At 38.2% G+C, this 14,338-nt stretch carries 12 protein-coding genes; 11 read left to right on the top strand and 1 reads right to left on the bottom strand.

Annotated features, from left to right (window positions below; all coding sequences use genetic code 11):
• The first annotated feature begins 25 nt into the window (after positions 1-25).
• The 5 genes from N1I80_RS20100 to N1I80_RS20080 all read left to right on the top strand — a co-directional run bounded on the left by N1I80_RS20100 (position 26) and on the right by N1I80_RS20080 (position 3,376).
• Positions 26-514, top strand: coding sequence for a hypothetical protein (locus N1I80_RS20100; protein WP_340739605.1), 489 nt, complete (start codon positions 26-28; stop codon positions 512-514).
• Between the two features lie 168 nt (positions 515-682).
• Positions 683-1,180, top strand: a complete 498-nt coding sequence (locus N1I80_RS20095) for a hypothetical protein (RefSeq protein ID WP_340739604.1) — start codon at positions 683-685, stop codon at positions 1,178-1,180.
• A gap of 138 nt (positions 1,181-1,318) precedes the next feature.
• Positions 1,319-1,966 carry a helix-turn-helix transcriptional regulator gene (locus tag N1I80_RS20090; protein ID WP_340739603.1) on the top strand — a complete coding sequence of 216 codons (648 nt, stop codon included), beginning with the start codon at positions 1,319-1,321 and terminating at the stop codon, positions 1,964-1,966.
• Positions 1,967-2,148: 182 nt separating this feature from the next.
• Positions 2,149-2,772 (top strand): superoxide dismutase, encoded by a 624-nt coding sequence (locus tag N1I80_RS20085; RefSeq protein WP_340739602.1) that lies wholly within the window; start codon positions 2,149-2,151, stop codon positions 2,770-2,772.
• Positions 2,773-2,878: 106 nt separating this feature from the next.
• Positions 2,879-3,376: a flavin reductase family protein gene (locus N1I80_RS20080; protein ID WP_340739601.1), complete on the top strand. Its 498-nt coding sequence runs from the start codon at positions 2,879-2,881 to the stop codon at positions 3,374-3,376.
• 74 nt (positions 3,377-3,450) lie between these two features.
• Here the strand turns inward: N1I80_RS20080 and N1I80_RS20075 are convergent, their stop codons facing one another.
• Positions 3,451-4,176, bottom strand: coding sequence for a sulfite exporter TauE/SafE family protein (locus tag N1I80_RS20075; RefSeq protein WP_340739600.1), 726 nt, complete (start codon positions 4,174-4,176; stop codon positions 3,451-3,453).
• Between the two features lie 264 nt (positions 4,177-4,440).
• On the opposite strand from N1I80_RS20075, the gene N1I80_RS20070 reads away from it, so the two are divergent.
• From N1I80_RS20070 to N1I80_RS20045, 6 genes are all read left to right on the top strand, one after another.
• On the top strand, positions 4,441-6,015 hold the full coding sequence (locus tag N1I80_RS20070) for a response regulator transcription factor (protein WP_340739599.1): 1,575 nt from the start codon (positions 4,441-4,443) through the stop codon (positions 6,013-6,015).
• Entirely contained in the window at positions 6,012-7,808 is a 1,797-nt protein-coding gene (locus N1I80_RS20065; RefSeq protein WP_340739598.1) for a sensor histidine kinase, read from the top strand. The genes N1I80_RS20070 and N1I80_RS20065 overlap by 4 nt, the downstream gene beginning before the upstream one ends.
• A 128-nt stretch (positions 7,809-7,936) precedes the next feature.
• Positions 7,937-9,244, top strand: coding sequence for an ABC transporter substrate-binding protein (locus tag N1I80_RS20060; RefSeq protein WP_340739597.1), 1,308 nt, complete (start codon positions 7,937-7,939; stop codon positions 9,242-9,244).
• A gap of 364 nt (positions 9,245-9,608) precedes the next feature.
• Complete coding sequence (locus N1I80_RS20055) at positions 9,609-10,424, top strand: carbohydrate ABC transporter permease (protein ID WP_340740103.1); 816 nt, start codon at positions 9,609-9,611, stop codon at positions 10,422-10,424.
• Positions 10,417-11,241: a carbohydrate ABC transporter permease gene (locus N1I80_RS20050; protein ID WP_340739596.1), complete on the top strand. Its 825-nt coding sequence runs from the start codon at positions 10,417-10,419 to the stop codon at positions 11,239-11,241. Before N1I80_RS20055 ends, N1I80_RS20050 begins: the two co-directional genes overlap by 8 nt.
• A 28-nt stretch (positions 11,242-11,269) precedes the next feature.
• Positions 11,270-14,290: a glycoside hydrolase family 2 TIM barrel-domain containing protein gene (locus N1I80_RS20045; RefSeq protein WP_340739595.1), complete on the top strand. Its 3,021-nt coding sequence runs from the start codon at positions 11,270-11,272 to the stop codon at positions 14,288-14,290.
• Positions 14,291-14,338: the final 48 nt, after the last annotated feature.

Genomic DNA, 14,338 nt, shown 5'->3' with positions numbered 1-14,338 from the left:
GTTAACGAGCAACGGAGGGAATAAAATGGTGAAATTCCGAGCTTTTGATGGAGTCGTCACGATGATTGATGATTTTTCAATCGGGCAAAGTAATGAGGCTGGTTGTTATAAACTATTTTCCGTAGATGATAGACATGGAGCGATGGTCAATTTCGTTGTAGCGCCCACGACTTATTTTGTAGATCATGTAATGGTGGGAGCAGGGGATCGAATTACTGGATTTTATGATGCAAACGCGCCAGTTCCACTCATCTATCCACCGCAATTTCGAGCGCTTGTGATGGCGAAAGATACAACCTATCAAAGTGTCAAAGTAGATCATTTTAATCGTCGTTTGGAAAGTAGCGATGGGACATTAAGGCTGAATATTGCTCCGCATACTAGGATTATATTGGAGAATGGGCAAGCCTTTACTGGGAATATAGCCAATCGCAATTTAATAGTTGTTTATGGCGCCACGACTAGAAGTATCCCAGCCCAAACGACACCTACTACAATTATTGTGATGTGCTAGTTGTTAAGAGTGAGTTATGGAGTATTTTCATAGGTAAGTAAATTTGGTATACTATGAACATCAATGCGCAGTAATGGGGTGAGTTCGCTTACCCTCATGCATAGTGTACAAGCTCCCTTGTGTCACAAATCTCTGCCATCTGAAATATGTATTTTGGAGATGACAAATTTGTACAAGGAAGATCGGCTGCCTCAAAACGCTAAAGAAGGTATACTGTTTTTGTTGATTATTTCAATCATTTCAGTCAATACGATAGCGCCTATTATTATTGGATTAGAACGTGGCTTCAGTAAAGAAGTGTATGTAGAGACATTGACTATGCTTCCGATTATGTGGGTATTTGTAGTTTTGTTGGTGAAATTAGTTGCAGGACCATTCGTCGGGAAAGTGATGCCGAAATTCGTCGGGCAAACAGACGGTTTTAATGCCAGAATCCTATTGAATACGTTATTGAATGTTACGGTATTATCAGTTTTTCTAACGATAATTGGCACTTGGGTTGGTACGAAGCAAGTAAGCTTAGAGCCATTTAAAAACTTCCTTCAGATTTGGCCAAGAAATTTTGGTATAGCATTTTGGATTGAGCTTTTAGTTGCACAACCAATCGCACGATTTGTGATGAAGAAACTACACCAGAGTCAGGCGCGAAAAGCTGAAATTGCATAATCCCTCCTATTTGGTATAGTGTAATCATGAAAATAACCAGATTTTATAGAGCCAATTGATTTGATGAGCAAATCAATTGGCTTTTTATTGTGAAATAGACATGCTATGATAAGATACTTGGATTTGGAGGTGAAAAAGATGGATACTCGTTTAACAACAAAAGAAAAGCTACTGAATTTATTGAAAAAAGAGACTGAAATGACTGTAAGCCAAATGGCTCAAGTGTTAGAAATTACTGAAATGGCCGTCAGAAAACATCTGAATATCCTCGAAAGAGACTCTTTTATCCATATCTCTGAACTAAAACAACCTCTAGGACGACCTGTTCAAGTTTTTTCATTAACATCGCAAGCAGATGTACTTTTCCCGAAAAGTTATGATAATCTTACTGTCGATTTTTTGAATGACCTCCAGGCACTTCAAGGGAATGATATCATCGACCATCTATTTGAAAAGAGGCGTCAACGGCTAGCTGATCATTACTCTTCTCATATGAAAAATAACCTATCTAATGAAGAAATGGTGGAAACACTGAAGGACATTCAAGTTGAAAAAGGCTATATGGCTGATGTTATTAAAATAGGTGACAATCAGTTCGAATTGATTGAACATAATTGCCCTATTTTTGAGGTAGCTAAAAATTTTAATCAGGCCTGTAATTGTGAGACAAACATGTTTAAAGAAGTATTAAATACCGATGGTGTACGACGGACAAGCTGTAAAGCAGATGGGGATAATCATTGCCATTTTCTTATTGAATTTGATGAGGAACGTGCATCTGTTTAAGGGCGGTCATCCTACTAAGAGAGTGACCTTTTGTACATTTTTTGAATAGGGTGAGTAAGCAGCATACAGGCAACTCAATTGACTTTTACTGACCACTTATTCTATTATCATGATAGACACTTAATATACTAAAAGGTTTATAAAGTATGTTAAATGAACAAAAAAATTAGGGGGACTTTAAAATGACTACATTTACACTACCAGCACTATCATACGGTTTCGATGCGTTAGAACCGGTTATCGATCAGCAAACGATGGAAATCCATCATGGCAAACACCATCAAGCATATGTGAACAATCTAAATGCTGCACTTGCAGGCCATGAAGAGTTAAGTGGTAAAACACTAGAAGAATTACTAGCGAATATTGATGCACTACCTGAATCTATCCGTGCGGCTGTTAGAAATAATGGTGGTGGTCATTTCAACCACTCGTTATTCTGGGAATTGCTTGCTGCTCCATCGGAAAACAATGTACCAACGGGTGACTTAGCTGCTGCAATTGATAAGCGCTTTGGTAGTTTTGACAAGTTCAAGGAAGAATTTACGAAAGCGGCAACTACTAGATTTGGTTCTGGCTGGGCTTGGTTAGTCGTCAATAAAGAGAAACAAGTTGAAGTAACAAGCACGCCAAACCAAGACAGTCCAATCATGACAGGTGAAACAGCTATTCTAGGACTAGACGTATGGGAGCATGCCTATTATCTTGCTTATCAAAATAGAAGACCTGATTATATTTCAAGCTTCTTCAAAGTTGTGAACTGGAATGCAGTTTCTGCGAAGTATGAACAAGCGTTAAATAGCTAATAACTTGTATTATGGGAGGCGCTAGGAAGGATGCTGTTTAATCCTTCTTTAGGCGCCGATCATTGTTAGTAGGATTTACATATATATAAGGAAAGGGAGTGATGATATGCACAGTAATTCTGAGAAGACTACTGCTTTTAAGGAAGCGATGGCGAATTATCCTACTGGCGTAACTGTTGTGACAGCCGTTGATGACAACGATAACCCAATTGGATTGACGGTGAATTCGTTCGCATCAGTATCATTGGAGCCGCTGCTTGTTTTGTGGTCCATTGATAAGAGAGTCTCTACATATGAAACATTTAAAAAGATTGATCAGTTTGCCATTAACCTATTAGCTGACGATCAAGCAGATATTGCTTTGCTATTTGCAAGAAGTCACCAAGACCGGTTTGCCAATTGCGATTGGTATCATTCACAGCATCAATTACCGATTATTAAAGGGGCAATGGCATCATTACAATGCAAGACCTTTAAACAAATTGAGGCAGGGGACCATACGATTTTGATTGGAGAAATCATTGCTATTGAAGTTGATAAGAAAGGGCCTCTTGTTTACCATGAAAGAAAGATGGGGGCATTGCCAGACAGTTTTCATGAATAATAGGCAAATGGAAAGACAGCATCTTATAGGCTGTCTTTTTTTAATCGTATACATAATACTCACAAAACTTACGGCTAGAAGGAACTCAAACTTTCGATTAACAGAAAAATGCCTGTACAAATCAACAGAATATATGTAAATACTTTGAAAATTTGTTGATTCAACCATTTGAAAATAACTTGCCCTATAAACAAACCAAGAAATACAATTGGAATGGCATAAAGACTAGATTGCCAAATGATTTTGTTAGTCCCGGTAAAGAAAATTTGGGTTAGTAGACTGATGAAATAAATAAAGAGATAAAAAGCTAATGTAGTTGCTCGTAACTTCCCTTTTTCAGTATCCGTCCCTGTGAAATAAAGTAATAATGGAGGACCTGGCATACCGATGCTAGTTGTTAAAACCCCTGAAATCCCCCCAACTATGAAATCCCTAACAGGTGTCGATTTAACTTTCACATTGCCTATTAAAAGCAGAGTCAATAGTAAAAGAAGTATGCCGATACCTAACTTTAAAGTATTTATATTCATAGACATAAAAATGAAAATCCCGAATGGTACACCAATCATACTACCTATAATAAATCTTTTTAATAACACAAAATCAATGTCGTTTCGAATTTTAAAAATTAGTGATAGAGAGATGAGTAACGATAAAATAATATTTATTTGTATAGCTTCCTGTGGTAGGAATAACATAAGTAAAAATGGCGTTGCCATGATAGAAAAACCAAATCCTGTACTTGATTGTAGTATAGAAGCCACTATTATTATGCATATAAAAATTAAGCTAGTCCCCAAAATATACCCCCAATGTAACAACCTCATTTAATAGTATTGTACCAGTTTAGTAATTGGAAATCAGCAGTGGCTGTCGTTTGTGAATTTATCTAATTAGATAGTCAATCAATGTCCCACTCGTTTTCTGGAGATATAACAGAAGCGGCAAAAGCATAAAATCTCAAAGTATTCCAATACAGCTGCACCTATGATTGGAAAACTAAATCTGTTATTCTGAAAGGAAAGAAGAATTAGATAGCTGTTCGGGGGAAGGGGATTGGAGTTATGCAAACGTGGTGTAAAGTACTAATCGTTGATGATGAAATCCTTATACGGCAAGGAATCAAGCATTATATCAATTGGGAGCAGGAAGGTTTTCAAATTATCGGCGAAGCATCGAATGGGGAAGAGGCGCTTGCGGTTATTAAGGAGCGCCAGCCACAAATTGTAATTACTGACATGGTGATGCCTGTAATGGACGGTGAAGAGCTAACGAAAATCATCAAACGTGATTATCCACAAATCGAGGTTATCATCCTGAGTAGCTTTGGTGATTTTGACTATGTACGCTCGACATTTCAACACGGAATTGCCGACTACATACTCAAATCACAATTAGAAGGACCAGGCTTATTGAAAACCCTTCAACAAGTTGCAGCAAGACTTCCATCATTTTCACTGCATGCCAAAAAGGATAATGAAAGCGTTTCAATCGAGAGGGTCATCGAAAGGATTATGTCAGGGTACGAATCTGAGCAAGATGACTTCATCATGAAACAAGCATTCCCACACAGATTTTATTGCCTATTTGGTGTTGATGTGAAAAAGCGAGGATCTGATAGATCAATCGATTTATTGTATCTGAAGGAAGAAATAGAACAGGAAATTACCAAGCATCTACCTGTCGTTATCTATAAACCGATGACAGCTGACCAAGAACTAATTACGTATCTATTTAACTTTGACCAAGATCAATTACCAATCATTAAACAATTCGTTCGGATGATTCAGAATTCTGTAGTGGTTGCTAATTTTGAGATTGGTTGGATAGTAACGGAGCCGTTTACGGATTTAATTGATTTGAGAACCATCTATGATGAAAAGCTGTCTGCACTCACTCATTATCGATTTTATTACCCAGAAACAGTTGCGTTGATCTATGATCAATTACCCAGTCTATCAGAAATCGACGAGCAATTTCAGTTAACCCGTTTTACTGAAGCGTTTAAACGAGAGCAATTTGAGGATGCACTTGTTTATTTGGAACAACATATCGAACAATTGACGAAACAATATATGACAGACGAGTTCGTTTTTAAGGCTTTTTTAGGCAATGTTATTTTTAATGTGACCATCTTGTTAGGGAATATGGAGTATGAACATAAAGAGTTGGATAAGAGGAAGTATGCTTATATTGCTAGAATTGATGAGGCTATGATTGCACAAGATGCAATGGACCAGTTCTCGGATTTTCTACTAGAAACGAAGGATGTTATTGCTCAAAAAGCATCTGATCAAGCTGACCCGCATATTCAACGGTTACTGGATTATATTGATGCCCACTATATGGACCATTTAAGTTTAACCGAGATGGCTGCTCATTTTCATTTTAATGCATCGTATTTGTCAAATTACTTTAGTACGAAAAACAATCAGGGCTTTAGTGAGTATTTAAATCAAGTTAGAATCGAGAAGTCAATTGAATTGCTGCAGACAGGGGCGGAGTCAATCGCTGATATTAGTTCGCTTGTTGGCTATTCGGACCATAGTTATTTTTGTAAAGTGTTCAAAAAGTTGAAGGGAACATCGCCAAGTAGTTATCGTAGACAATACTTTAGGGCGAAGAAGGGTCATAAATGAAAGATTTATTTGAGCGCTTAAATAACTACAGTATATTTATAAAAATATTTGTTGTCATGGTTGTTAGTATTGTAACGGTTTCGGTGATGATTACTTTTAGCACGCTACGCATGTCGGAAAAATTATTTATGGATACATTTAGTATTACAAATTCAAAAGTGATTAACCAAATGAAGACCAGTTTTGAGACGTTTAGTTATACAATTGTGATTGCAGCGAATAATCTTGGGCAAAGTGGGTCAGTTAAAACATTTTTAACTGAGGGAGATACCAATTCTCTATTGATGTCGAAATCTTATTTTAATATGAAGGAGCAAATGGTTCGGATTCACACTTATTTGGATGCCTATGAGGTCGGGATGACGGTTCTTGGTGTAAATGACCGCAGTTATTGGACGAGTCGAGAATATTGGTCAATCGAAGAAGCTAAACTTGCAAAGCATCAAATTACACTGAAGACGTATGAACAACCTAATCAATTGATCTATCATTACGATGACCATTATGCCGATAAACCGACGATTGTTGCGACAAAGGCGTTGACAGAAAATACAACGGGCAATATTTATGGCATTATGTATGTAGCGATTGCAGAAGCAGATTTCAAGCAATTTTATGTGAACTATACGAGCGACGGCAATGATATTGTGATTGTGAATGAGGCCGGTAGAATTATATCTAGCAATCGTAATGAGATGATTGGTCAACAGGCACAAGAGTTATTGGTGCATGCGCAAGAAATAGATGAGCATGGTCTTCATTATAAAAGTGTTGAATTTAATGGGTTGAAACAAATTCTGTTAGTAGAATATTTACCGTCTTTTGATATGTATTTAGTTAATTTAATTGACCAGGAGGTTGTTAAACGTAATATTATTGATACGAAAGCCATTGTTTTGATTAGTATTACGATTGTTGCCATCGCATTGTTGGCGGTCTTCATCATATCGCGAAGAATGACAAAATCCTTAACAAGGCTTGTCAAACAAATTTCAGATATGTCGAAATATGATTTCGATCATTATGTGACGGAATCTGGTAGTTATGAAACGAAGCAATTGGCAATGGCATTTAACTTTATGCTTGACGAATTGCATGAATATGTCGAGACGTTAATTGCTACGCAGAAGAAGCAACGCAATGCAGAGTTAACAGCACTACAACAGCAAATCAATCCGCATTTCTTATATAATACATTAGCGTCGATAAAAATAATTGTGCAGCAAGGGGACAAGGAAAAGGCGACGGGGACGATTCAGGCGTTAATTTCCTTATTTCAAAATACGATTGGTAATGTGAGTGAAACAATTACCGTTGAGCAAGAATTGGAAAATATGAAAAACTATGCGTTCATTCATCAGGTTCGTTATGGCGGGAAAATTCATGTGAATTATTATATTTCACCAGACTGCTTGAATTACCAACTACCTAAGTTAATTATTCAACCATTTATAGAAAATGCATTTTTCCATGGATTTAATAAAAAGTCCGGTGGGTTCATTCATATTATGGTCGGTCAAGAAGCAGATATGCTGATCTGTGAAATTGTTGATAATGGTGATGGGATGGAGGTAAACGCTGAGCAACGATTACCAAATTATAAAAGCAAACGCCAATTATTTAGCGGAATTGGTGTGAAAAATGTGAATGACCGGATCAAACTGTTGTATGGAGCTGACTATGGTGTGGAAATATCTAGCGTATTAGGTGAAGGGACGAAGGTAAAAATACGGTTGCCAATCATTAAAACAAAAATAATACAACAATCTGAAAATAGTACAAAAAATAAGTAGAGGATATTTATAACGCCAAATATTTTTACAATTCAAACAAAAGATCGTCTTAACGGTCTTTTTTTGTGCCGTGATATGCTATTAGTATTAAGAAAGCGCTTTCAAATATGAAAATGGAGGTTGGAAGAATGAAAAAGTTAATGGTTTTATTTCTTGCAAGTATCTTATTATTGGCTGCATGTTCTACTCAAACGCCAGAGTCGAAGCCTAGTGGTGATAGTAAAGACAATGGAAGCGACGGTAAAGAAGCGGAAGAGCTTACGATTTGGGCATGGGATCCGAACTTCAATGTTGCAGCTTTAAATATTGCGATTGAGGGCTACAAAGCAGATCAACCGGATGCAAACTTCAAGATTATTGAAAATGCCCAAGATGATATCGTTCAAAAATTAAATACTGGTTTAAGCTCAGGGACACAAAAAGGTTTACCTAATATCGTGTTAATTGAAGATTACCGCGCACAGAGTTTTTTACAAGCGTATCCAGATGCATTCTATGAATTGTCCGATGTATTTAATGAAGCTGACTTTGCTGAATATAAGCTGGCACCAACAAGCCTTGATGGAAAAAACTATGGTATCCCATTTGATACTGGCGTAACAGGCTTGTATGTCCGTACAGATTATTTAGCAGAAGCGGGTTATACGGTTGAAGATTTACAAAATATCGACTGGAGAGAGTATGTTGAGATTGGGAAAAAGGTGAAAGAAGCAACAGGAAAAGATTTCGTTACGATTGACCCAAGTGATTTGGGCATTGTACGAATCATGATGCAAACAGCTGGTTCTTGGTATTTAAAAGAGGATGGTGTGACGCCAAATCTTGCTGATAATGCAGCACTGAAGGAAGCGCTTGAAGTATATAAAGCGATGTTAGACGCTAATATCGTTAAGCCGAACTCTGATTGGGGTGAGTTTTTGGCGAACTTTAACAATGGGTCTGTTGCAACAGTGCCAACAGGTAACTGGATTACACCTTCTGTAAAAGCTGAAGCATCACAATCGGGATTATGGGCTGTTGTACCAATTCCGAAACTAAATGTTTCGGGGGCAGTCAATGCTTCGAACTTGGGCGGCAGTTCTTGGTACGTGTTGAATATACCTGGTGCTGAACAAGCAGCAGACTTCCTAGGAAAAACATTTGGTTCGAATGTTGACTTGTATCAAAAGCTAATTACTGAAATTGGAGCAATTGGTACGTATAAACCTGCCTCAGAGGGGACTGCTTATGCACTCGAGGATGAATTTTTCGGCGGGCAAACGGTTATATCTGATTTTGCTGATTGGACAGAAGATATTATCGGTGTAAACTATGGCATGCATACGTATGCAATCGACGATATTGTCGCAGTTGAGATGCAGAATTATATAAACGGAAAAGATATTAATGAGGTCCTAAATGATGCTCAGAAGCAGGCAGAAGCACAATTTAAATAAGTGAACTAATCAATTGCGCCTCGGCGTAATTGCGTTGGGATTTTGAATTGTGCACAGCACAATTAACTCTCCTCAAAATCCCTAACATCCGCCGGAGGCTTAACTTGAATCAGCAGGGAGTTTGAACTCCCTCTGATTGAAATGCTTTTCTGGCATTAATCCCGCTACTTATAGAAGTGGGGGACTTTTGCTGAATCGAGTTAAAAAATCTCAAGACCCACACGTGTCGCTAACGGATTAATCGGCGTTGTCGTGTGGGCTTAAGATGTTATTGATGATCAATTTATGAAGGAAGTGAGTCGATGTGAGCAGCAGATTGAAAACCAATCTAATTGGCTGGTTATTTATTGGAGTAGCGGTCGTGATGATTTTTACATTTTATTTTTATCCGATGTTCCAAGCTTTAATTTTATCTTTTCAATCAGGGACGGGTACAAATTTACAATTTGTCGGATTAGGAAATTACAAACGTGTTCTGACGGATGTTACATTTATCGCTGCTTTTAAAAATACATTTATTTATTTGATCATACAAGTTCCGGTTATGATTTTACTAGGTTTATTACTGTCAGTATTATTGAATGATCGGGCGTTAAAATTGAGAGGCTTCTTTCGGACTGCCATCTTTTTACCATGTGTAACTTCGCTCGTTGCCTATTCGGTTATATTCAAATATTTATTTTCAGGTGATGGTTTAGTGAATCAACTATTGCTCAAATTATCACTCGTATCTGAGGGTCTTAATTGGATTACTGATCCATTTTGGGCGAAAGTAACGATTATTATGGCGATTACATGGCGTTGGACAGGTTATAATATGATTTTTTATTTATCGGCATTGCAAAACGTTGATCAGTCGATTTATGAAGCAGCTAAAATCGATGGAGCTTCTCCTATTCAACAGTTTTTCAAAATCACAATTCCGATGTTAAAACCCATTATTTTGTTTACCTCTATTATATCGACGATTGGAACGCTTCAGTTATTTGATGAGATTGTCAATATCACTAAAGGTGGACCGGGAAATGCGACTGTATCGATTTCACAATATATATATAATCTATCATTTAAGTACACACCGGATTTTGGTTATGCAGCGACAGTTTCTTATTTTGTCGTATTCATCATTATAATACTAGCAATTATTCAGTTTAAATTGGCAGGTGAACGCAATGACTAACTTGAAAAGAATTGTGATTTACGGATTTTTAATCATTGTCTCAGCTATCTCGATTTTCCCTTTTTTATGGATGATTGTCAGTGCGACAAATAAATCTGTTGATGTGACGAAAGGTCGGTTGCTGCCTGGTAGTAATTTCTTCGAAAATATGAAAACCCTACTTGATACGACTGATCTTGTTTCAGCATTAATGAATTCAGCGAAGATCTCGATTGCGACGACCGTTTTATCATTGATCATTGCTTCATTAGCTGGATATGGATTTGAAATTTATCGTAGTAAAGCAAAGGATGTTGTTTTTAATATTTTATTACTGTCAATGATGATTCCTTTTGCGGCATTGATGGTTCCGTTATTTAGGATGTTCGGTAAGGTTTCGCAAGTATTTCCGGCCATTGGAATTGATACGTTAATGTCAGTTATTTTACCAACGATGACAACAGCTTTTCTAATTTTCTTTTTTAGGCAAAGTACAAAAATGTTCCCAAGAGAGTTGATTGAAGCGGGACGGATTGATGGGGTAAGCGAGATTGGAATCTTTATCCGTATTTTTATCCCGACGATGAAAACGACGTATGCGGCTGCGGCAATTATTACGTTTATGGCAAGTTGGAATAACTTTTTATGGCCATTGGTTGTATTGCAATCTCCAGAAAATCAAACGATACCGATGCTCATATCTAATTTAGGTTCAAGTTATTCTCCAGATTTTGGTGTGATAATGACGGCAATTGTGATTGGAACTATCCCGACAGCTTTAGTCTTTTTCTTAATGCAAAAGCATTTTGTAGCAGGGATGATGGGATCAGTAAAATAAAACTTCTAGTGATGGGAGACTTTTTATAATGATAAAACCAAGTTTAGATTGGCTTACAGATGTAAGTGTATTTGCAGTGAACCGAGTACCTGCACACGCTGACTTTCGTTATTATGAGACAATTGAAGAAGCAAGGAAATCTGGTGCTATGAATTTTCGCCATGATTTAAATGGCACTTGGCAGTTTAATTATGCAGTGAACCCCCGAAGTCGAGTTGTGGACTTCTATAAGTCTACTTTTGATTGCACAGGTTGGGAAACAATCCAAGTACCAGGGCACATCCAGCTTCAAGGTTTTGGGAAACCGCAGTATGTTAATACAATCTATCCTTGGGAGGCGCATGATGAGATCCGTCCTCCGGAAATTCCGGTCAATGATAACCCGGTTGGTAGTTATGTCAAAACATTTACTGTACCGGAGAAAATGGAGCATCAACCATTGTTCATTTCCTTCCAAGGTGTAGAAACGGCCTTCTATGTCTGGTTAAATGGTGAATTTGTTGGATACAGTGAAGATAGTTTTACGCCATCGGATTTTGAGCTGACACCATTTTTGCAGGCAGGAGAAAATAAATTAGCTGTTGAAGTTTATCAGCGGAGTACAGCGAGCTGGTTAGAGGATCAGGATTTCTGGCGATTTTCGGGTATTTTTAGAGATGTCTACTTATATAGTAAACCTGAAATTCATGTGGAGGATCTCCATGTTCACACTAATTTGGACGATAACTATAACAATGCAATGTTAGAGTTGGACTTAAAGTTAACTGCTGCTGAAGGTGCAAAGGTGGTTCTTGTATTAGAGGATGCAACGAATAAGGTGATTGCTACGGTCGAGAAGCAATTGGCAGGAACATCGGCATCCCTGTCATTAGCTGTTGAAAGCCCGCAGTTATGGAGTGCGGAAAATCCGTATTTATATCAAGCGTTTATTCAGATATTTAACGCGTCGGGTAAGTTAGTGGAAGTTATCCCACAAAAGATTGGCTTCCGGCGATTTGAGATGAAAAATAAGCTAATGCATTTAAATGGCAAACGCATTGTATTCAAAGGTGTTAATCGCCACGAATTCAATAGTCGTCGTGGTCGAGCCATTACAAAGGAAGATATGCTTTGGGATATTCAAACGCTTAAACAAAATAATATGAATGCGGTAAGAACAGCCCATTACCCAAATCAAAGCTATTGGTACGAACTTTGTGATCAGTATGGTATTTATGTGATTGATGAAATGAATTTAGAAACGCATGGTTCGTGGCAGAAATTAGGTGCGGTTGAGCCGTCATGGGTAATTCCAGGTAATCGACCTGAGTGGCAAGATATTGTGATGGACCGAGCTATTTCGATGTTTGAACGTGATAAAAATCATCCGTCAATCTTAATATGGTCATGTGGTAATGAGTCATATGCTGGTGAAGTGTTGCTGAATGTTTCGAATTATTTTAGGGATGTCGATCCAAGTCGGCTAGTGCATTATGAAGGTGTGTTCCATAATCGTGATTATAATGCCACGAGTGATATGGAAAGTAGAATGTATGCAAAGCCACATGAAATTGAGGAATATTTAACGAGCAATCCAGATAAGCCATATATTAGTTGCGAATATATGCATGCCATGGGTAATTCACTCGGTGGGATGAAAAAGTATACAGATTTGGAGCGTAAATATCCGATGTATCAAGGTGGATTTATTTGGGACTATATTGATCAGGCGCTAGTGAAAAAGGATCGTTATGGGCAAGAGTTTTTAGCATATGGCGGTGATTTTGCTGACCGGCCAACGGATTACCATTTTTGTGTAAATGGTATTGTCTATGCGAATCGCGAGTTGACGCCGAAAATGCAAGAAGTCCGATTTTTATATCAAGATTTAAAGTTAGAGCCAGATCGCCAGGGTGTAAAAATTATCAATGATCGTCTGTTTGTAGATACAAGTGATGTAGCGCTCGTATACCGTGTAACTCGTGATGGGGAAGAAATGTATCGTGCGGAACAGGAGGTAAGTGTTGCACCGGAAAGTGAACAGTACATTGAACTAGTGTATCCAGCTATTTTTCAGCAGAGTGGTGAATATGTTATTCACACTACATTTGTATTAAAAGAACAAACAATCTGGGCAGATGCAAGTTTTGAAGTTGCGTTCGGAGAGTTTGTATTCGAAGAAGGGCAACGTAGTCAGCCGACTTCAGAAGGTAAAGTACGTGTAGTGACTGGTACTGCTAATATTGGCGTACATGGTTCGAATTTTAGCGCGATTTTTTCAGTCCAGAAGGGGACAATGGTTTCGTTGAACTATGGTGGACAAGAAATGATTGAGCAGGCACCTGCACCGTTATTTTGGCGAGCGCAGACGGATAATGACCTTGGAATTCAAGCTGGGTTTGACAAGAGTGGTTGGTATGCGGCAAGTCTAGGTCAAAAATGTATTGGCTATACGGTTCATACAGAAGCGACATATGCAACGATTGTTTTCGATTATGCATTAGCGCTACACCCAGATTTGAAGGTGACGATTGCGTACACAGTAGATGCGGATGGTCGTGTCAAGGTTCGCTCATCATATTACGGTGTCGCGGGTTTACCAGACCTACCGATTTTTGCAGTATCCTTTAAAACTTCAGCTGATTATGACCAACTCGAATGGTACGCGAGAGGTCCAGAAGAGAATTATATTGATCGTGCAAATGGGGCAAGATTAGGTGTCTTTAAAAATACAGCGAGCGATAGCATTGCTACTTATGCGATGCCGCAAGAATCTGGAAATCGGACAGGGGTCCGCCGCGTAAATGTGACCAATGAACGTGGTCATGGTATCCGTATTTCAGCTACAGAGCAACCTCTGGAATGTACAATTTCACCTTACACGGTATTTGAATTAGAGCATGCGGCCCATCTGTATGAACGACCAAATATTCATTATACAGTCGTTACGGTTGCAGGAAGGCAAATGGGTGTCGGCGGGGATGATAGCTGGGGTGCGCCAGTCCACGAAGAATATCGCATTAACGCAGCCGAAGATTATACATTTGAGTTTATGATTGAACGTGTGTAACTAAGAAAAAGTGTCTCTTCAGCGTTTTCCAAACGTGAGAGACACTTT

The sequence above is a fragment of the Sporosarcina sp. FSL K6-3457 genome, from assembly GCF_038007285.1.
Lineage (GTDB): Bacteria > Bacillota > Bacilli > Bacillales_A > Planococcaceae > Sporosarcina.
Note: the sequence above shows the minus strand (reverse complement) of the source record. Positions and strands in the feature narration are given on the sequence as shown.